15 protein-coding genes, 14 tRNA genes, 1 rRNA gene and 1 pseudogene are annotated in these 19,625 nt (G+C 37.2%); 3 read left to right on the forward strand and 28 right to left on the reverse strand.

The window, feature by feature from the left end; translation table 11 throughout:
• Positions 1 to 272 precede the first annotated feature (272 nt).
• Both D8M04_RS19550 and D8M04_RS19555 read right to left on the reverse strand, forming a co-directional pair.
• Entirely contained in the window at positions 273 to 518 is a 246-nt protein-coding gene (locus D8M04_RS19550; RefSeq protein WP_121525098.1) for a hypothetical protein, read from the reverse strand.
• A gap of 144 nt (positions 519 to 662) precedes the next feature.
• On the reverse strand, positions 663 to 845 hold the full coding sequence (locus tag D8M04_RS19555) for a hypothetical protein (protein WP_121525099.1): 183 nt from the start codon (positions 843 to 845) through the stop codon (positions 663 to 665).
• 366 nt (positions 846 to 1,211) lie between these two features.
• On the opposite strand from D8M04_RS19555, the pseudogene D8M04_RS19560 reads away from it, so the two are divergent.
• Positions 1,212 to 2,434: pseudogene (locus D8M04_RS19560) on the forward strand (IS110 family RNA-guided transposase).
• A 134-nt stretch (positions 2,435 to 2,568) separates the two neighbouring features.
• Here the strand turns inward: D8M04_RS19560 and D8M04_RS19565 are convergent.
• The 5 genes from D8M04_RS19565 to D8M04_RS19585 form a co-directional block, all read right to left on the reverse strand.
• On the reverse strand, positions 2,569 to 3,048 hold the full coding sequence (locus D8M04_RS19565) for a hypothetical protein (protein WP_121525100.1): 480 nt from the start codon (positions 3,046 to 3,048) through the stop codon (positions 2,569 to 2,571).
• Between the two features lie 186 nt (positions 3,049 to 3,234).
• Positions 3,235 to 3,531 carry a hypothetical protein gene (locus tag D8M04_RS19570; protein ID WP_121525101.1) on the reverse strand — a complete coding sequence of 99 codons (297 nt, stop codon included), beginning with the start codon at positions 3,529 to 3,531 and terminating at the stop codon, positions 3,235 to 3,237.
• A gap of 225 nt (positions 3,532 to 3,756) precedes the next feature.
• Complete coding sequence (locus tag D8M04_RS19575) at positions 3,757 to 3,969, reverse strand: hypothetical protein (protein WP_121525102.1); 213 nt, start codon at positions 3,967 to 3,969, stop codon at positions 3,757 to 3,759.
• 200 nt (positions 3,970 to 4,169) lie between these two features.
• The gene (locus tag D8M04_RS19580; RefSeq protein WP_158595164.1) at positions 4,170 to 4,634 is read right to left on the reverse strand and encodes a GNAT family N-acetyltransferase; all 465 of its coding nucleotides are present in this window, start codon (positions 4,632 to 4,634) and stop codon (positions 4,170 to 4,172) included.
• 219 nt (positions 4,635 to 4,853) lie between these two features.
• A complete protein-coding gene (locus D8M04_RS19585; protein ID WP_121525104.1) occupies positions 4,854 to 5,837 on the reverse strand; it encodes an L-lactate dehydrogenase in 984 nt (327 codons plus the stop codon).
• Positions 5,838 to 6,072: 235 nt separating this feature from the next.
• On the opposite strand from D8M04_RS19585, the gene D8M04_RS19590 reads away from it, so the two are divergent.
• A complete protein-coding gene (locus D8M04_RS19590; protein ID WP_222928604.1) occupies positions 6,073 to 7,359 on the forward strand; it encodes a 2-hydroxycarboxylate transporter family protein in 1,287 nt (428 codons plus the stop codon).
• 249 nt (positions 7,360 to 7,608) lie between these two features.
• Here the strand turns inward: D8M04_RS19590 and lspA are convergent, their stop codons facing one another.
• The 6 genes from lspA to D8M04_RS19625 form a co-directional block, all read right to left on the reverse strand.
• Positions 7,609 to 8,085, reverse strand: coding sequence for a signal peptidase II (gene lspA, locus D8M04_RS19595; protein WP_121525106.1), 477 nt, complete (start codon positions 8,083 to 8,085; stop codon positions 7,609 to 7,611).
• A 94-nt stretch (positions 8,086 to 8,179) separates the two neighbouring features.
• The gene (locus D8M04_RS19600) at positions 8,180 to 10,477 is read right to left on the reverse strand and encodes an EAL domain-containing protein (protein ID WP_121525107.1); all 2,298 of its coding nucleotides are present in this window, start codon (positions 10,475 to 10,477) and stop codon (positions 8,180 to 8,182) included.
• A gap of 443 nt (positions 10,478 to 10,920) precedes the next feature.
• A complete protein-coding gene (locus D8M04_RS19610; RefSeq protein WP_187695477.1) occupies positions 10,921 to 12,177 on the reverse strand; it encodes a dicarboxylate/amino acid:cation symporter in 1,257 nt (418 codons plus the stop codon).
• A gap of 134 nt (positions 12,178 to 12,311) precedes the next feature.
• On the reverse strand, positions 12,312 to 13,082 hold the full coding sequence (locus tag D8M04_RS19615) for an IclR family transcriptional regulator (RefSeq protein WP_121525109.1): 771 nt from the start codon (positions 13,080 to 13,082) through the stop codon (positions 12,312 to 12,314).
• Between the two features lie 276 nt (positions 13,083 to 13,358).
• Positions 13,359 to 15,017, reverse strand: coding sequence for a thiamine pyrophosphate-binding protein (locus D8M04_RS19620; protein WP_121525113.1), 1,659 nt, complete (start codon positions 15,015 to 15,017; stop codon positions 13,359 to 13,361).
• Between the two features lie 12 nt (positions 15,018 to 15,029).
• A complete protein-coding gene (locus tag D8M04_RS19625; protein WP_121525110.1) occupies positions 15,030 to 16,208 on the reverse strand; it encodes an LL-diaminopimelate aminotransferase in 1,179 nt (392 codons plus the stop codon).
• A gap of 871 nt (positions 16,209 to 17,079) precedes the next feature.
• On the opposite strand from D8M04_RS19625, the gene D8M04_RS19630 reads away from it, so the two are divergent.
• Positions 17,080 to 17,205: a YjcZ family sporulation protein gene (locus D8M04_RS19630; protein WP_121525111.1), complete on the forward strand. Its 126-nt coding sequence runs from the start codon at positions 17,080 to 17,082 to the stop codon at positions 17,203 to 17,205.
• A gap of 707 nt (positions 17,206 to 17,912) precedes the next feature.
• Here D8M04_RS19630 and D8M04_RS19635 read toward each other — a convergent pair.
• The 15 genes from D8M04_RS19635 to rrf form a co-directional block, all read right to left on the reverse strand.
• A tRNA-Leu gene (locus D8M04_RS19635) sits at positions 17,913 to 17,996 on the reverse strand.
• 14 nt (positions 17,997 to 18,010) lie between these two features.
• Positions 18,011 to 18,084, reverse strand: a tRNA-Cys gene (locus D8M04_RS19640).
• A gap of 7 nt (positions 18,085 to 18,091) precedes the next feature.
• Positions 18,092 to 18,166: transfer RNA gene (locus D8M04_RS19645), tRNA-Gly, on the reverse strand.
• A 4-nt stretch (positions 18,167 to 18,170) separates the two neighbouring features.
• Positions 18,171 to 18,245 (reverse strand) — tRNA-Gln (locus D8M04_RS19650).
• A gap of 54 nt (positions 18,246 to 18,299) precedes the next feature.
• Positions 18,300 to 18,375: transfer RNA gene (locus D8M04_RS19655), tRNA-His, on the reverse strand.
• A gap of 6 nt (positions 18,376 to 18,381) precedes the next feature.
• Positions 18,382 to 18,455, reverse strand: a tRNA-Trp gene (locus tag D8M04_RS19660).
• Positions 18,456 to 18,468: 13 nt separating this feature from the next.
• A tRNA-Tyr gene (locus D8M04_RS19665) sits at positions 18,469 to 18,553 on the reverse strand.
• Positions 18,554 to 18,561: 8 nt separating this feature from the next.
• Positions 18,562 to 18,634 (reverse strand) — tRNA-Phe (locus D8M04_RS19670).
• 28 nt (positions 18,635 to 18,662) lie between these two features.
• Positions 18,663 to 18,739, reverse strand: a tRNA-Asp gene (locus tag D8M04_RS19675).
• A gap of 16 nt (positions 18,740 to 18,755) precedes the next feature.
• A tRNA-Met gene (locus D8M04_RS19680) sits at positions 18,756 to 18,832 on the reverse strand.
• Between the two features lie 15 nt (positions 18,833 to 18,847).
• Positions 18,848 to 18,923, reverse strand: a tRNA-Val gene (locus tag D8M04_RS19685).
• Between the two features lie 4 nt (positions 18,924 to 18,927).
• Positions 18,928 to 19,002 (reverse strand) — tRNA-Glu (locus D8M04_RS19690).
• 13 nt (positions 19,003 to 19,015) lie between these two features.
• Positions 19,016 to 19,107 (reverse strand) — tRNA-Ser (locus tag D8M04_RS19695).
• Position 19,108: 1 nt separating this feature from the next.
• Positions 19,109 to 19,183: transfer RNA gene (locus D8M04_RS19700), tRNA-Asn, on the reverse strand.
• A gap of 116 nt (positions 19,184 to 19,299) precedes the next feature.
• A 5S ribosomal RNA gene (gene rrf / locus D8M04_RS19705) occupies positions 19,300 to 19,412 on the reverse strand.
• Between the last annotated feature and the right edge of the window lie 213 nt (positions 19,413 to 19,625).

A 19,625-nucleotide genomic window follows, 5' to 3' on the forward strand; every position in this document is an offset into this window, starting at 1 on the left:
GTCTGAGAAGTGATTTGAGCAATTTTTTTATTTTGGTTATAATTCATTTTATTAGCCTCCTGATTAATAAGTCTGTCCTTTATGCCGGCAAGCTTTTGGACTCTCTTATTCTATCAGGGGGTTATTTTTTTACACAACCCGCATTTTAGTTCATTACAGGAATGCTGCCCCTTTAGCACAATAACTTCAACAAAAAGAGCTACCTTAAATCATTTAGTAAGCAGTATCGTTCGACTGTCGAGTTGTTAAGAAGTGCATAAAAAAACTTGGCATTATACCAAGTGAGAGTTTCTTTTATGTTTATTTTTGAGTATTCGTTCTGTAATAAAACCAAGGATCAAACCAATAATAACAGGGATAACCGAAACCTCTGCTTCAAATATTACCCCTTCAGATGGATTTTCTTTATAAAAATTCCAACTCAAAAATGAAATTTCAAATATGTTACCGATTGTATATAAAATCCCTATTGATAATAATGATGCTAACAAAGGAAACCACAATAACTTGTTTTTCACGGATAACACCTCCTTTTTTGAAAAAAGATTGTTAAAAATGGAGTCTTAACCAACAGATTTAAGTTTGGGTTTTATAAAAAAGTTTAATCATTTCTATAATCAATATTCCACTAAAGCACCAGTTAATCAAAAATCTTCTATGTACTACCTTTTTCTTTTTTTATTTGCACGATACTCTGTACCAAAATAAACAGCGGCAATTAGAAAAAGAATATTTGAAATGAATAAGACTATTCCATTCCACTCGCCCTTAATTATAGTTACATTTACAAGGGTCATTGTATGCATTAAAGCAATGACAATAAACAAGATAGAATAAGTTCTCATAAAAAGACACCTCCAATATTACTGTAAAGACTCATATCCCTATTCACTCTTCTGCCAAACCAAATAGCACAAGAAGAGATTGCTATTATTGGGCTATCGCACCCGTTAGTCATTCATGTAGCGCAAGACCAGCGCTACACCACAGAGAATGAAAATGATACACTCCGTCGATACTGATTCTACGGCTGGATGAGGAAGGTCGATCAACTATGGTGCGTGAGAGCCCATCCGTTAGTCTGACTCCTTCGACCACGGTGCATCACTGACTGTCGCTCCCTTTCGGGAAGCACTCATGGTAGATTAATCCCTGTTCTGGTTGTTGCACCAGCCTCCAATAATATATGCCGTAGAAAGGATGTTTTTTCAATGGATGTAATCATTGAAAGAGCCTGTGGTATGGATGTCCATAAAGACAACATTACTGCATGTATCATAACTCCCGAAGGAAAGGAGATTAAAACATTTTCTACTAAGACGCTGTTTCTTATTCAGATGATAGACTGGATCAAGGAGCGTAGGTGTACCCATGTCGCTATGGAAAGCACGAGTGTTTACTGGAAACCAATTGTTAACTTACTAGAATCAGAGGACATAGAGTTTCTAGTCGTTAATGCTCAACACATTAAGTCTGTTCCTGGAAGAAAAACGGATGTCAAAGATGCAGAATGGATAGCGAAGCTACTTCGTCATGGTTTACTAAAAGCTAGTTATATCCCTGACCGAAACCAACGAGAACTTCGTGAACTTGTTCGGTATCGTCGAAGCATTATTGAAGAACGTGCTAGGCAACATAATCGAATTCAAAAGGTACTAGAAGGAGCTAACATTAAATTAGGTTCTGTTGTTTCAGACATTATGGGTGTTTCTGCTCGGGATATGCTTAATGCGATAGCTGATGGTGAAGATAATCCTGAAATACTTGCGAACTTCGCTCGACGTACCATGAAAAAGAAAAAGGATGAACTCCGACTAGCACCAAAAGGCTATATCAGCCCTCATCAAAGGCTCATGATAAAAACGATCTTAAAACACATTGATTTTTTATCAGATCAAATTGAGATGTTAGATCAAGAAGTAGCTGATAGAGTAAACAAATACCAAGATCATATTGAGAGATTGGATTCTATTCCTGGCATTGCAACTCGGATGGCGGAACAAATGCTAGCTGAACTAGGAACGGATATTAAGAATCAATTTCCTAGTGCATCGCAGATGTGTTCTTGGGCTGGATTAGTTCCTGGAAGTAACGAAAGTGCAGGAAAAAGGAAAAAATCTAAAACCAAAAACGGAAACAAATACTTAAAGTCAGCTTTAATCGAAGCAGCCCATTCTGTAAGAGGTTCTAAAAACTATCTTGGCGCACTTTATCGACGAACCGCAGCCGGAAAGGTAAGAAACGTGCAGGAATCGTAGTGGCACACGCTATTCTACGTATCTCCTATTATCTCTTAACACGTAAAGAAATGTATGTAGACTTAGGCGAAGACTACTTTGATAAACAGAAACAACAATCCATTGTTCGACATTCCTTACGTAGACTTGAAAGTCTAGGCTATACAGTTACAATAGCAGAACAAGAAGCATCTTAATGCAATTTTTCGTACAATAGATTAACGAATTAGGCGCTCTCCTTTTTTTAAAAAAAGAATGAGCTGCGTCTACTTTAGTATTGCCTAATTACCTATATTACAGAAGTGAATTTTCATGGTAGTTCAAGAAGAATTTATAATAATGGAAGAATGTCAGACAAATCGATAAATTCTAGTTCAGTTTCTGCTTCTGCTTTCGAACGATAAACGGTAATTTTATCATAGGGTTTCATATTGTCTTGCCATGTTCCTATATTACTCAGAAAATCTTCTACGTTTTCAGAAATTATAAAGCACTCTAAATCCCTATTGATATAACAAATTGGTGCGTCACTTTCCGAATCACACTGTTGATAAACAATTCCGACAAATCCTCCTTTACTATCTTTTGCCATAATATCTACATGTGGAACCGTAAAAAACTCTAAATGTGGAATATCATCGTCAAAGATAAATTGAATATCATAATCGTTAGCGTACCTTTGATACTCTTCATTTCTATTATGAACCCCCATTGAATTAATGGTTGTTCCTGCTGATATAATCTCAGTATCTTCTAAATTAACACCTATGGCTCCAAAGAATGCTGTTCTATCTAGATAAATTTTTCGCATATAAACCCCCGTTTAATCTTATTTTAAAGTAAATACTCATTACTTTTGTTATTTCTTATTCAACTAAACTGCCCAGTTAGTACAATAATTTCAACTAAAAAGTTTGTTGAATAACTTAAACTTCTGTTGAATGGTTTATAAAATATCTACACCTGTTTGTGATTTGTTTTCTCATTATTAAATGAGCTAAACTGCAACTAAAAAAAACAGAGTTACTATTAATAAGATAGTCATAATTAAAGATAAAGTTTTACCTAATTTTGCTCCCAAATGATTTTTGAACTTATAACCAAGAATTAATGCTGGTATATAGAAAATAAGAGAATAATATATTGTATAATGCAATCCTGTGTCGCCGTTTGACCAAGGATTTAACCCTAAAAATCTTAATACACTATCTCCAAAGACGGAAAATAATATTCCAAATATAAATAACAATACCGAAATCGAACCTAACCCAATTTTCTTATAATCTTGTTTCAAAATTAACCCCCCATTCGAAAACTCTTCTTTACAACTATACTAATTCGGTACTCTTTTAAAAATTCCTCTTATTGCACTAACCTGTCCCTATAGTTGAACAAGAAAAAAGAGCCGTCTATGCAGCTCAACGATCTTTAAGTAAAGCACCCGTTAGCACAATATGAAAATAGTTAGAAAAGGGGATTTCATATTTACTGTTTGGAGTGAGGTTTCCAATGTATTAAACTATCGTTTTTTCCTTTCTCGTGTGCAAAAAACAGTAATCTTTGTTGTATCATTTTCATAATAAAACTCTCTTCTACTTACTATGTAACCCCAACCATCTACTAATAAGGTATCACCCTCAATAGGAATAAATAGGTCTCCAGTAGATTTTACCGGAGTTTGGAAAATATCTTTATCCTCTGCTATATCATAAAAGGTTAATTCGGTTTTCATATACTCACCTCCAAAATATAATACGAATCAAATGGCATTAAGGTTCTATTAAAACTTTACTTTTTACTAATCTGCCCATTAGCTCAATATATTCTATGTGAAATAGCGTTAATCCTTCTTGAATTAACGCACCCGTTAGCACAAGAAGCGCCTGCCACTGTTCAGCACTCGCCCCCTTTAGTTGAAGCAGACTTTGACTATTATCTAATATTTTTCTTCATTATGAAATTAATGAAGTCAGTACCTTTCAAATTCTTGGTTTGTTTTTTTAATACTTTATAACCTTGTAATTCGAAAAATGGTTTTGCAGTTATACTTGCTTCGGTAAACATCTCTGAAAGACCCTTCGATTTAGCAACCTTTTCAATCTGAGCTAAAAGTTTAGTAGCAATCCCTTGTCTTTGATAATTTTTATGAATATAAAGTAAATCAACTTCACCTTTATTATTTAAATTTACAAACCCTACAATCTGCTTGTCAATAACAGCAACATATGTAAAACTTTCTTCAAGACGTTTTCCCAACGCTTCTGCATTTGTGGTACTGTTTGCCCAAACTTCAACTTGTTTTTCAGAGTAGTCTCCAAGATTAACTGTAAGAACAGTTTCCCTGAATAATTTTAAAATTTGTTTTGCGTCTTTTATATCAAACCTTCTAATTAACACGATGAACACCACTCTCTTATTTCATAGAAATTTAAACCATCTTGTTTAAGAAACCTGCCCCGTTACTTTAAGTACAATAGTTCACAAATTCATTTTTTCCTAGTCATTATAATAATAAAAGTCGTCTATTTTGAAGACTTTTATTATTATATCTGTCAATTGAGTTTTATTTTTAGAAAATGCACCACAAAAGGGAATCTGTTTGTTCGCCTAATCATTTTAGTTCACTTTCTTGATTTTCCCTGTTTCTGCTATTCTCATTGTTTCTTGGATATATGCAGCTGATTTATGTAATAGCTCCATTTCCTGTTCATCTAATTCTATTTCTAACTGTTGTTCCACACCGTTTTTCCCAATAATGCATGGCATACTTAAGGCGACATCCCCATCATATCCATACTGACCATTTAATGTAGTACAAACTGGATAAACACTTCTTTCATCCAATACGATAGCCTTAGCCAGCGTAATGGCTGCCTGGGCAATTGCAGCATTGGTCCAACCTTTACTAGTTATAACGTCATAAGCCGTATTTACAACTTTCTGACCGAATACCTCTCGGTCAAGCGGTTCTTTTCCTTGCAAATGAACATCCAATTCCTTCTCTCCAAATCCTTGTACATTTAAGCGACTAAAGACTGGGAATGCAGTCATTCCGTGCTCGCCCATCATATAACCAGTAACGCTTTTCGGATCAATATTATAATTAGATGCAACCGCATGACGCAATCGAGCAGAATCAAGCATTGTTCCAGTTCCGAACACTCGACCTTTCGGATAGCCGAACTCATTTTCCGCAATATATACCATCGTATCCAATGGATTTGTAATTAGAATGACAATAGCTTCTTTCGTGTACGTTGTAATCCCCTGCATAACTTCGCGAATAACTTCTGCATTTACTCCCGCAAGCAAAGCCCTGTCCGGCTTTGCATTTTTATCGGTGACAATCACGCTTGGCCCAGCAGCAACAATAATAACATCCGCATCTTTTACATCTTCATAATTACCAGCATATACGTGAGTATTAGACATATATGTAAGTGCCGTAGCGTGAGCCTGATCAAGTGCTTCTCCAAAGGCAACATCTTTATCCTTATCAATCACAACAATCTCAGAAAATAGCCCAATCTTCATGGCATCAGCAAGTACATAAGACCCAACATGTCCGACACCTACAATAGCAAGTTTATTATTTTTCATCATTTTCCTCCTTATAAACCCATACTTTCAAATCAGTTATGTAATTTTAAATTCTTCTTCTATTTTAACTGTTTTAAGATAAATGTCTATTTATGTTGATAAAAATAATTAACGTTAATTCTATGAATTCGCAGTTAATTTGAACAAATGAACTTTTCTTTATTGCCTTACTAGTCGTCCTATATTAAAATAAAAAGTTATAAGAGTTGAGAATAGTGTAGAAAAGAGGAAGATGATGTCACAGGGTGAGATTACAGAAGAGTCAAATAGAGGGAAAATAACGATCTTTAATATCCCGGTTGCGTGGTTTTTGATTATTTTATTGATTACATTAATGGCCATGTATACTGGAAATTTACCAGCTGGAATGATCGGGGCTATCCTGATTATGATGATACTCGGTGAGTTTTTCGGCTGGATTGGAGATAACACTCCAATATTAAGAAGTTATCTAGGTGGAGGAGCAGTTTTATCCATTTTCGGATCCGCATACTTGGTACATATGAATTTTATGCCCGAAGAAACAACGGGAATAATCACCGATTTCATGCAAACAGGCGGTTTTTTAAATTTTTACATAGCAGGCTTGATCACTGGCAGTATTCTTGGACTTGATTCAAAGGTTTTACTGAAGGTAGGCAGCCGCTTTGCCATTCCTTTGCTTGCAGGTATTACAACAGCAATCCTGCTCGGAGGACTGGCCGGTCTTATTGTTGGCGATGGTGTGATCAAAACGATACTGATTATTGCATTTCCAGTTATGGGCGGTGGTATGGGCTTAGGTGGAATACCGATGTCTCAATTATACGCTGATGCCTTAGGCAATGATCCAAGTTATTATCTTTCACTTGTCGTTCCAGCAATTGCTTTAGCAAATTTATTTGCCATTATTTTGGCAAGCTTACTTAATGGTCTTGGTAATAAGTATCCGCATTTAACAGGTAATGGTAACATGATGCCGGGACTTCATTACGGTAAGAAAAAAACAACCCACACCATGAGTCATATGGGTATTGGCCTAATTACCGGCCTGGCCTTTTTTGTCATCAGTCAAATGCTGGGTGAATTCATTCCGCTTCATCCATTAGCAATTATGATTGTCTTAGTAGCCGTCTTAAAGGTATCTGGCATTCTTCCCGAAATTATTGTAGACGGTGCAAATGCATGGTACCAATTTGTTGGGAAGAACTGGACATATGCATTATTAGTTGGGATTGGAATTACGTTTACCGATCTTAATGTGATTATGGATGCTCTGACGCTTGAATATATTATCACTGTAGGAATTATTGTAATTGGGGTTACTTTTACTGCTGGATTTGTTGGGAAATTAGTTGGCTTCTATCCAATTGAAGCAGCGATTACCACAGGTTTAGGCATGGCTAATATGGGAGGCACCGGAGATGTATCCGTTTTGGCAGCATCCAAAAGAATGGATTTAATGCCATTTAATCAAATCTCCTCTACATTGGGAGCATCTCTAATCTTATTCCTTGCCAGCATTTTTGCGAACTTGCTTTAATTAAAATAGAGAACTTTTTTTGCAGGCAGATGATTGTGTATCTTGCCTGCAAAATTACTGGTTCTTCCTTCATTTCTAGCCATTTAATATCTGCTAGTAAATGAAGGAATGCCCCCCAACTAGACCTTCATTGTTATCCAATTCTAACTAACAAAACCTGTATAACTGCACATACAGTTATACAGGTTTTTAGTTAAGTATTTGCTTAAAATGTGAACGAATCTAAAAACATTACTTCAGTATAATACATTATTTCTGATAGATTTCTCTCCTCTTTTTAATAGCATCAATAATTAGCGAATCTACTAGTAGCAAGAACACACCAAATACTAGAGCGAAATCTGCCAAATTAAGAATTCCATCGTCAAATTGAAAATGAATGAAATCTGTTACTCTATTAAATATAGTTCGATCAATGGCATTCCCAATTGCACCACCGACAAAAAGGGCAACTCCTATCTCCAATAGCTTTCCATATATAAAGCCCTTCTTTAGCATATAAACACTTAGAACGGCAATTATAATTGCAACGGGAACAAACAAACGGCCATACCCTTCAAACCATCCAAAAGCAGCTCCACTATTTTGGAAGTGAGTAAAATTTAACACACCCTCCCAAACTTCTATCGTTTCCCCAACTTGTAAAGAACTACGAATCCAATGCTTAGATAGCTGATCCATTAAAATGACGAAACTAGTAACCAGATAGAAAAGGATAAGAATCACACTTTCTTTGTTTTGATATTTTGATAGAATAACCTTCGTACCTCTACTATTATTTCGAAAAATTAATAAAAATTATCAAATTCATGAAGGATTATTAGTTCAAACTATATGATGATTCATGCATATCTGTCATAAAATCCTCAAATGCCCCTACTTTCAATGGCTTACTGTAATAGAATCCTTGTCCAAGGATGCAACCATCCTTACTAAGTTCATCTACATGCTCCTCTAGTTCAATTCCCTCTGCAATTACATTTAACCCAATAGAATGAGCTAAGTTTATGATTGCCTTTGCTATTTCCTTGCTCTCCTTATTCGTATGAATATCTCTCACAAATGATTGGTCAATTTTTAATGTATCAATTGGAAGTTCCTTAATATAACTTAGGGAACTATATCCAGTTCCAAAATCATCAATTGAAATCTGAACGCCCAATTTTCTAATTTCCTTTAAGATGGGAATCGTACTCTTCATATCTGCCAGAACACTTTCCGTAATCTCTAATTCAAGCCTTTTTGGATCCAATCCTGTTTCTTTTATAATGGTTTTTAGTTTATCAACAAAATCGAATTCTTCTAACTGACGAACCGAAATATTTACAGATAAAGATAAAGGTGAATTTCCCTTTTCTTGCCATTGTGATGCTTGACGGCAACTTTCTCTAAGTACCCATTCTCCCAGCGGAACAATTAATCCCGATTCCTCTGCCAATGGAATAAACTTCCCAGGTGAAATAATCCCTAATTCCGGGTGATTCCATCGAACTAACGCTTCCATTCCCACTAATTCGTTTGAGGTTAAGTTGACTTTCGGTTGATATTCTAAGTAAAATTGCTCTTCCTTAATCCCTTTTCTTAATGCAGTTTCAAGCAACTGCCTTTCTAGTGATTGATCTTCCATTTGTTGATTGAATATCATATAATCATTTTTACTGCGCTCTTTTACATAATAAAGGGCAGTGTCTGCATTCTTGAGCAGATCCTCAGGTGATTCGCCGTGTTCAGGAAAGTTCGCCACACCAACACTGCAGGTGAGTGAATACGCTTGGTCAGATTCATTTATTGGATTTTGAAATGCCATTAGCATCCTTTGAACGATATGGATTACTTCTTCTTCATCCTGCACCTCTTTTAGCATAACAACAAATTCATCCCCGCCTAATCTAGCTACTATATCTGTTGGGCCTAACACGGAGCGAATTCTTTTGGCTGCTTCTTTAAGAACTATGTCTCCTGCATCATGTCCCCATCTGTCATTAATTTGTTTAAAATTATCTAAATCAATAAAGAGTACAGATAGTTTAGACCTGGAGAATTTCCGGCCCAGCACTTCACTGCGAAGCTGATTCATAAACGAACGGCGATTTGGAAGATTAGTCAGCTGATCATGAAAAGCTAATTGGTAAATCGATTTTTCCACTTCTTTTCGCTCACTTATATCACGCATGATGACTAAGATAAGTTCATATTCATCATTACTAAATGAAGGGTTGTGTATGCTAACGATATCTGCCTCGACATCCAGATAATATCCTTCTGAATGAGAGAGTCGGAATTCGCTTTTTATTGCCTTTTTGATTGTTCTGCTAAAATAAGAAATAATCTCATTTCTTACATTATCCTGTTCAGCAGGATGAATGATTTCAAAAAAATTACTCTTATGCAGTGAAGGAAAGTCATGATGTAACGCTCTTTTTAATGAAGGATTAACATATTGAATAGCACCATTTCTATTCATAATCAAGACAAAGTCTGTGATGTTCTCGGCAATCATTTGGTGAAATTCAGTGCTTTGTATTTCATGTTTGGGGTACTTTCTTTTACTTAAAGAAGGCTGATTCGTATTAATCGGATTCCAAACAACACGATTTGGATGACTTAATTCTAATTCAACTATAATTTTAACTTCTTTACCAATCAGTACACCGCCAGTTTCTAATGCTGCATTCCAAGTAAGACCAAAATCCTCTCGGCTAATCGTTGCCTCTGCTTCATAACCATAGACTTCTTCTCCACTTGGATCTATAGCTTTGCCACCGAACACAACATCAAACGTAACTTGTTTTGTTATAGCTTTGATCGTTAAATTTCCCGTTACTTTATACCTGTTATCATCTTTTGTAATAGTAGTAGATTTGAAATCTATTGTTGGATAATTTTTAATATCGAAGAAGTCAGCTGATTTTAAATGCTTATCACGTTCCTGGTTTCGAGTGTTTATACTGTTCCCCTCTAATTTAAAAACAATCTTTGCTGTGGTTAAATCCGTTAAATCATCAGCCTCTACCTCCGCAGTATAGGAATCGAATTGACCCCTTACCTTGGACACCATCATATGTTTTATTTCAAACCCAACTGTTGAATGTATATTGTCTATAATCCAGTTCCTCATCTAATATAATCCCCTTGCTTTTCTATGTATTCTAAATGTGATATTTAAAGAGTTTACTATGGTTCCTCTTTTTGGAGGAAATGGCATTTTCTTACTATAACTTATTTACACTTTACAACCCTTAGGGAAAAAAGGCAAAGGAAGTATCTTGAATTAAATATATTTTAGTTTCGGTATGTTATTCGATAAATGAATGAAGAATAAACTACAAAACACGTAATTTGGTTTGTTAACCAACCGCTAAAATGATAAGAAAGACAAGGCATTATGCCTTGTCTTGTCTTTTGGTCACCTTGTAACGTAGCCCGGTGGCCTTTTTTTATCATCACTTCTTCTATACATTTCCTCAATGAGCTACCAGCCCCCTGTAACTTATCAAGTTTTTTCATAGGTTGAATTAACTCCTTTATTAACAATTAAATATATGGCACCAGTTTCTTCATTTAAGCTAAATTTGATTCTTCAGGATAACTAGAGATTGCATATTTTTCTTCACTTTTATCGACTACAGCAGCTCCTACAAGGTCGCCTGTTACATTACATGTAGTAAATATCATATCTGTTATTACATTAACTCCCGCTGTTAGTGCCACTATTTCAAGTGGTAATCCTACTTCAGTTAGTACAATGGAGAGTCCAATCAGCCCAGCACCTGGAACTCCTGCTGTACCGATAGAAGCTATAGTACCAGCCAAAACGATTGCTAATATGGAAGCAAAAGTTAAATCCAACCCAACAACATTTGCAGCAAATATTGCTCCTATCCCATAATGGATTGCAGAACCATCAGAATTAACTGCTGCACCGAGAGGTAAGGTGAATTTAGAGACACTTTCTCTAATGCCAGCTTTTTCAGCAGCTCTTATTGCAACAGGGAGTGTTGCTAAACTACTTGATGTTGCAAAGGCAGTTATTAACGCACCCCAAACACCTTTGAAGAACCGCTTTATTTGAACTTTAAACAACATTAGTAACAATAAGTAGACAAAGATGAACTGAATAGCTACACCTATATAAGAAGCACCTACATATCTTACAAGAGAATATAGAACATCTAAACCTTGTTCACCAATTTTTGAAGCAGAAATAGCAAAGATACCGATTGGCGCATATTGCAGAATTCCATTAAGAATACGGAAGGTTACCTCACTACCAGCTTGTGTTAAATTATATAATGTATTTCCCCAATCATTAATCTTTTCCTCCGCTGAGTGCCTCATCGAAACAATAACAAATCCAGCTATTAGTGCAATAAATACAATGCTTAAAATATCACCATTGACTATTGACTGAAAGATATTAGTCGGCACAATAGCTAGTAGTGTATCGATGAGGGAAGGTGCTTCTGGTACATCAATATGTTCCCCTGTTAATTCCATCCCGACCCCAGGATTGAACCAGCCACCCACAATAACACCTACTAACATGGCAACTGCAGTCGTTAACATGTAGTATATGAAAATCTTGACACCAACACGTCCAAATTCCTTTGGATTAGAAGAATTTACAGCACTAATAAGTGTAAATATAATTAACGGAACAATAATCATCTGTAACAGTCTAAGGAAAAGATCACCAAACGGCGATAAAAACTGAGTTGAGGGCCCAAAAGCCAATCCTACGATAATCCCCAATAAAAATCCTACCGTAATTTTTAATATAAGTGACTTGTCACGATACCATTTCCATAATTTAGACATAAAATCCTCCTTTTGTTTTAAACAAGCAACAATGAATACGCTTTCAATAAATTGGTTTATTAGTACCTTTTGTTTTCTTTGTTTCCTCTTTTATTCTCATTAATAAAATTTGGACTCATTTCTTCTAGTTCATCCTAATAACTAGTCCCACGGTATCCTAATTTCTGTGAGATAGTTTCTGCTTTCTTTTTCGTTTGCAATTTTATTAAAGTGAGATTATCCCCCTCGAAATGACTTGATAATCCACTGACAGTTAATGCTGCAATTACATGATTCCGATGGTCGTATACCGGAAATGAGATACCTGTGGTTTCAGCGTCCTGTTCTCCTATACTAAGCGCATATCCTTCTTCACGAATCCTTTTCAGCTCATTCATTAGATTTTTTTTGTCAATTGGTTTATGATCGCCCAGATAATACAACTCTCCCTTCCCTAGAATCTCCTCTTGTTTCTCCTGTGGTAAAAAGGCTAAAACCATCTTGGGTCCTGATCCAATATACAATGGAGAACTTTTTCCAATTCTCGTATATAATCGTAACGCCCTGTTGCTTTCTACCTTTTCGATATAGGTAGCTTCATTTTGATTGAAGATTACTAAATGTATTGCTTCATTAATCTCCTGCGCCAAATCCTGCATAAATGGAAGAGCAATTTTCCGCAGTTCTAACTGATCGTAAACAATCTGACCTAATTCAAGTAATTTTAATCCTAACCGATAGCGGCTATCATGCTCATTTTCTTTAATTTTATATAAATAATTAATAGATTCCAGGGCAGACAATAACCTATATGCAGTCGGCTTTGGTATGTTAGCCCTATCTGAAATTTCCTTTAATGTAAGTTCATTCTTATCTTCTGTAAATAAATCTAGTAATTTTAGCGCTTTGATAACACTTTGGTTCATCTCGATAAGGCTCCTTGGAAAAAATTTATAATGCTAGTCATACTCATTCGTTAAATTTCGATACGGGATAACACCTTTGGAAGACTTGCTTCTTCAATTCTTTAATTCATTAATAGACTATAAAATGGAATTTTAGTTGCTGTTTTCCACTCATGACGGCATTCTCTGAAACTGGGGACTATTTCCATTTTCAATTAGCACTGTTGCACTATGCTTCAGTTGAAGTAAGGTTCATTCTTTTAGAACCTTTTGACAGCTACTGCACGAATGGTACGTTCATTGTTTAACAGTGTTACGAATTTGATTAATGGTCGAGGAAACAGAAATCTGTTCTTTATCTGTGATTATTTCAATGACAGTCGGTCTTTGGGATTTTAGCGCATGTTCAAAAGAGGTTTCAAATTCCTCTATCGTATTTGCTATAAACCCATCCGCACCAAGACTAAATGCTAATTTGGAAAACGATACAGTTCCTAAATCAGTGGCTATTACCTTTTCAGGATAATGTATTTCTTGATGCATTCGGATGGTGCCATACATGTTATTGTTAAAAACAAGACATATAACTGGAATGCGATACCTAACTGCCGTTTCCAGTTCTTGGGCAGTCATCATAAACCCACCATCACCGGATAAGGAAACGACAACCTTTTCAGGAAAAGCTAGCTTCGCTCCTAGGGCTGCTGGCATTCCATAGCCCATCGCACCCGATGTTGGTCCAACATACGTATGTTTTTCGTTAAATGGATAAAATTCATGAAGCCAACCTGCAAAATTACCGGCATCGTTGGTTAGTAAAGCATTCTTTGGTAGCTTTCTTTCTAGAATAGCAATAATATGTTTATTGATAACATCGTCGTCTGTAACAGTTAAAGTACTAATCGATTCATATGCTTTACGACGTTCGTTTGCCCAATTACTCCAGGATCCAGTAACATTCATATTCAGCAGGGATTTTAATGATTCATGAAGATCAGCAACAATCCCGATTTCTGGTGCATACACTTTTCCTATTGTTTCATAATCAATATCGATATGAATTAATCGTTTGTTCGCATCAATAATGCTGTAATCTTGGGTTGTAACCTCAGATAGCCGGGTGCCAAGGGCTAAGATCACATCGGCTTCCTTAACAGTTTGCAGGACTTTTCTATTTATACCGAGTCCTAAGTGACCAACATATAATGGATGATTATTCGGATATACATCATGCCTGCGGAAAGCTGCGATTACTGGAATTTTGTATTTCTCTGAAAAAAGTAATAGTGTATTTTCTGCTTGAGAGCTTTTCACCCCACCACCTGCAATAATTAGTGGATACTTCGCTTCTGCTAACAGCGATTCTACCCTCTTTACTTCTTCATGTGACGGAACTGGTGTTGGTTTTATTGTTCCAGGACCAAATAGCATATTTACTTCTACTGGAAGAACATCCTCTGGCAGAGAAACGATAACTGGACCTGGTCTGCCAGTTTGAGAAAGTCGAAAAGCACGTTGGACAATCTCTGGCATACGTTCCGGATCTTTTAGCTCCACCGCCCATTTAGCAATATGTTGAAAATAGCGGTCTAAATCAACCTCTTGAAACCCTTCTCTTCCTCTGAATTTGCTGTGTACCTGACCTAAAAAGACAACCATTGGTGTAGAGTCCTGAAAGGCGGTGTGAACACCAATAGAAAGATTTGCAGCCCCAACACCTCTTGTTGCAAATACAACGCCCGGCTTTAAAGTTGATTTTGCATACCCCTCTGCCATAAAGGCAGCCCCACCCTCATGTCTAGCAGAAATGACGTTAATGGATGGTTCATCAAATAATGCATCTAAAACTGGTAAGAAACTTTCACCTGGGACACAAAAAACATGTTTGATTCCCTCAATTTTCATGCATTCTACAATCGCCTGTGCACCTGTTAAATTCTTGAATTTGCGCTGCACACCGGTTTTCACTTATTTGGTCATCTCCTTTATATTCATAGCTTCTATTCGTTTTACCACTTCATCTAATCGATCATTTGCAACGGATAAAGATATTCGAATAAAGCCCTCACCAGACTGACCAAATGCAGTTCCTGGCGTGACAATTACGCCTGCTTCATCTAGCATTTTATTGGCAAATGAAATGGAGGTAAAACCTGCAGGAACACGTGCCCAAAGAAAGATGGTACCCTTAGGTTTTTCTGCATAAATCCCAACCTCTTGTAAAGCTGTATGCAGTTTTTCCATTCTTTCTTCATAAATTTTATTATTTGCAGCTACTGCAGAGAAATCACTTCTCAATGCAGTGGCAGCGGCCTTTTGAATTGGGAGAAATTGACTTGTATCAATGTTACTTTTCAACGTCGATAAAGTTCGGATTACCTCTTTGTTTCCAACAATGTACCCTATACGCCATCCAGTCATATTGAAACTTTTTGACAATGAACCTAATTCCACCGCAACCTCTTTTACATTCGGTACTTGCATTACACTTGGAGCTTTGTAGTCATTAAACGTAACAAGGTCATATGCAGCATCATGGGCTAGAACAATATGATGTTCTTTAGCAAAAGAAGTCGCTTCAGCAAAAGTACTTAATTCAATCGTTGCCGAAGTTGGGTTGTTTGGATAATTTAAAAACATGAGCTTTGCCTGCTCTTTATCACTAGCTGATAATTTATCAAAGTTTGGTACATATCCTTTTTCTGTATCAAGTGGTAATGAAACACTTTCTCCGCCTGCTAAGTGCACACCTGTGCGATAAACAGGATATCCTGGATCTGGAACAAGTACCCTATCCCCTGGATTTATGATGGAAGAGGTTAGATTAACAATACCTTCTTTAGAGCCGATTAACGTAAGCACCTCTGTATGTGGATCTAAATCAACTCCATAGTGGCGTTGATAAAAGCTTGCAACAGCCTCTCTAAATTCAAGACATCCACTATAGTTAGAATAACGATGATTGGCAGATACGTTCATTTCTTGGGCCAGTTTATTAATCACAAAATCAGGTGTCGGTAAATCCGGAGAACCAATACCTAAGTCGATGACATCTATACCTGCTTTTTCAAGGCTTTCTTTCTTTTTCTTGAACTCTGCAAATAAATAAGGTGGCAGGCTTTTTATCTTGTCAGAAACGAAAGTCATTCCCAACCCTCCTATTTCATTATTTGAAATGCCATTTCATTTATTTTCTAATCATAAATTACTATATGCCAATTTATTTAGATTAAGAATTTAAAAATAGCAATTATCCTATAAAAGGTAGCTTTTGTTAATTGACGAAGTTAAAGATACCTCTTAGGCTCTGTTGCAACATCGCATCAGTTTAGCTCTTTTTTTTCCGTTTAGACATAAAAAAGACGTTTTCCTTTCTATAGATTTAGGGAGGAGACTTCTTCAGTGGTATAGGACTAGTTGTAGAATGATCCAGAGAAAATGGACAAAAAAAAGACGTTCTAGCGAGTATTTAAATCGCTAGAACGCAGTCATATTAACATTTTTAAATAAAGGTGGGCCAAAATCCGCTTTAAACAATTATTACAAAATGATTATCAATTAAGCTTAATAAAAATTCTCTTTTCCTCTTGCGTTACTTCAAATCCGACTGATCTAATCTGTATAAGTTTAACGTCTTCTCATTCTCTCCTTTTGCTTTTAGATAGTTAAGAGGAACTTAGCGATACCTTGTTTGACCATCGTTTTCTGACAAATACTTCTTCGATAACTCCTATATCATCTTCTTGCCAGGCCATCGCACTAGCAATGATAGCCCCATTTTCCCTAATTGTAATGGATGGCCAGAAATGGTTGTTTTTGAATACGTAATTTAATTATGCCTAGTACAGCATCCGGTCAGCTTTGGAGCAGCTTTATCCCCTTCTTTCTCTGCTATCTCTTTTTGCGTTACACACTATTAATTCGTTCTACTATTTTTTAAATCTTCCATTCTTGTCTATTACAAAAACTATCATATAACATAACATATATTATCTTAACGGAAAGGCGGTGAGGTTTAATGAGTTATTCATACGGCGGCGAATATGGCGGTGGGCATAGAGAAAAAAATAATTTCGCCTTAATCGTCGTTTTATTTATCCTATTAATTATTGTTGGGGTATCCTTCGTTAGTCATGGGTACTAAGTTATTTATTGGATAACCTTATGATTGACAGCCGTAAAGCCACCACCACCACTCATTTATTTAATACCTCCTTACAATAGGGGCCCGGAAATTTCACTTTTTACGGGCCTACGTTCTTTCCAAATCCTTTTTATCTATTACCTTTGCTGTTTAATAGATTTCAATTGCATAAAAAGCTGATGGATAGATTCCCGCTAAACTTAGACTAACTTGTTTCTTTAGTTTTTCAATCAATTTTTAATTATTATAGGATATTTATTTTAACATACAAATAGCTCATCTATATTATGCTAAGCATTCCTCTATCATCGAACATGGCCCTACCAATCTCTTTTTCTCTAACCAACGTCTGAACATTCCTGTCTTATCTTTGTAGTACGTGATTGTATCTGGAAGTAATCCGCGACGTTCAGCCTGCTATGAACCCACTCACTACGTCGTCATACGATAACGTTTCTAGCTCGATAAGCTCCGTTGCTATATCCGGTTTCATGCGGATTTAATTCGTTTCTCCATCGTTTTCCTGTATTTTTGCCTACAAAAATAGCGCTCCTCTCAGATTAATTCAAAGGAAAACAGCTGTTCCCGTGTATACGTGGGACTAATACTCGCATGTTCCATTAAAATTGCCCGTAAAAAAAAGACGATACTCTAACGAAATATTTCCGTTAAAGTATCGTCCTATCAACGTCTCTTTAAATTTCAGATACCGGTGGTCGGGGTCGAACCGACACGTCCGTGAAGACACGGGATTTTGAGTCCCGCGCGTCTGCCAATTCCGCCACACCGGCATAAAATAAAAAACTGGAGGCGGTAACCGGATTTGAACCGGTGGTAAAGGTTTTGCAGACCTCTGCCTTACCACTTGGCTATACCGCCATAATATTGGAGCGGAAGACGGGATTCGAACCCGCGACCCCCACCTTGGCAAGGTGGTGTTCTACCACTGAACTACTTCCGCAAAATGGCTGGGCCACTAGGATTCGAACCTAGGATACACGGGATCAAAACCCGATGCCTTACCGCTTGGCTATGGCCCAATAACATTTATAATTTTATTTATATATATTCTATTATATCACATTATATGCAAATGGGGCGACCGGTGGGAATTGAACCCACGTATGCCGGAGCCACAATCCGGTGCGTTAACCCCTTCGCCACGGCCGCCATTTATGGCAGGGGTAGTAGGAATCGAACCCACATTGACGGTTTTGGAGACCGTAGTTCTACCGTTAAACTATACCCCTATATAAAATTAAGTGGTGGAGGGGGGCAGATTCGAACTGCCGAACCCTGAGGGAGCGGATTTACAGTCCGCCGCGTTTAGCCACTTCGCTACCCCTCCATAAAAGGTGGCTCGGGACGGAATCGAACCGCCGACACAAGGATTTTCAGTCCTCTGCTCTACCGACTGAGCTACCGAGCCTTATTGAAGAATTAAGATATAAGTTAAATGGCGGTCCGGACGGGACTCGAACCCGCGACCTCCTGCGTGACAGGCAGGCATTCTAACCAACTGAACTACCGGACCATAATTGTAAATAATTTGGTTGCGGGGGCAGGATTTGAACCTACGACCTTCGGGTTATGAGCCCGACGAGCTACCAGACTGCTCCACCCCGCGATAATATAGAATTAATGGTGGAGGATACAGGGCTCGAACCTGTGACCCCCTGCTTGTAAGGCAGGTGCTCTCCCAGCTGAGCTAATCCTCCATGTTGGTGACCCGTACGGGATTCGAACCCGTGTTACCGCCGTGAAAGGGCGGTGTCTTAACCGCTTGACCAACGGGCCAATAAATTTAAAATGGCGGAGAGCGAGGGATTCGAACCCTCGATACCACGGTAATGGTATACACGATTTCCAATCGTGCTCCTTCGGCCTCTCGGACAGCTCTCCATGGCTCCACAGGTAGGATTCGAACCTACGACCGATCGGTTAACAGCCGATTGCTCTACCACTGAGCTACTGTGGAATATTCCTAAAGAATAAACAGTAGTAATCTTGTCCTATTCACTGTTTTTTCTAACTCAGTTTCCCTACATTCTTAGTGTATTGGTATAAGCTAAGAAACTGTGGAAATGGAGTATTGCCTGGCGGTGTCCTACTCTCGCAGGGAAAACCCAACTACCATCGGCGCTGGAGAGCTTAACTTCTGTGTTCGGTATGGGAACAGGTGTGACCTCTCCGCCATCACTACCAGACAAATATAGTCTATCCAAGTGGATGCTATAAAATCAGTGACAACGATTATTATAATGAATTTTCGTATTAAAGTCAAGTCTTATATGACTTATACCCTAAAAACTAAATAAGAGTAAACAACGAATAAAGAAGTTAGTTAAGTCCTCGATCGATTAGTATCCGTCAACTCCACGTGTCACCACGCTTCCATCTCGAACCTATCAACCTCATCG

The organism is Oceanobacillus piezotolerans (genome assembly GCF_003665065.1).
GTDB classification, from domain to species: Bacteria; Bacillota; Bacilli; order Bacillales; family Amphibacillaceae; genus Oceanobacillus; species Oceanobacillus piezotolerans.

Bases quoted from the DNA above. Each gene is read 5' to 3' on its own strand.
- D8M04_RS19555 (WP_121525099.1), bottom strand. From the start codon at position 845: ATGAGAACTTATTCTATCTTGTTTATTGTCATTGCTTTAATGCATACA.
- D8M04_RS19565 (WP_121525100.1), bottom strand. From the start codon at position 3,048: ATGCGAAAAATTTATCTAGATAGAACAGCATTCTTTGGAGCCATAGGT.
- D8M04_RS19575 (WP_121525102.1), bottom strand. From the start codon at position 3,969: ATGAAAACCGAATTAACCTTTTATGATATAGCAGAGGATAAAGATATT.
- D8M04_RS19585 (WP_121525104.1), bottom strand. From the start codon at position 5,837: ATGAAAAATAATAAACTTGCTATTGTAGGTGTCGGACATGTTGGGTCT.
- D8M04_RS19590 (WP_222928604.1), top strand. From the start codon at position 6,073: ATGTCACAGGGTGAGATTACAGAAGAGTCAAATAGAGGGAAAATAACG.
- D8M04_RS19600 (WP_121525107.1), bottom strand. From the start codon at position 10,477: ATGAGGAACTGGATTATAGACAATATACATTCAACAGTTGGGTTTGAA.
- D8M04_RS19610 (WP_187695477.1), bottom strand. From the start codon at position 12,177: ATGTCTAAATTATGGAAATGGTATCGTGACAAGTCACTTATATTAAAA.
- D8M04_RS19615 (WP_121525109.1), bottom strand. From the start codon at position 13,082: ATGAACCAAAGTGTTATCAAAGCGCTAAAATTACTAGATTTATTTACA.
- D8M04_RS19625 (WP_121525110.1), bottom strand. From the start codon at position 16,208: ATGACTTTCGTTTCTGACAAGATAAAAAGCCTGCCACCTTATTTATTT.
- D8M04_RS19630 (WP_121525111.1), top strand. From the start codon at position 17,080: ATGAGTTATTCATACGGCGGCGAATATGGCGGTGGGCATAGAGAAAAA.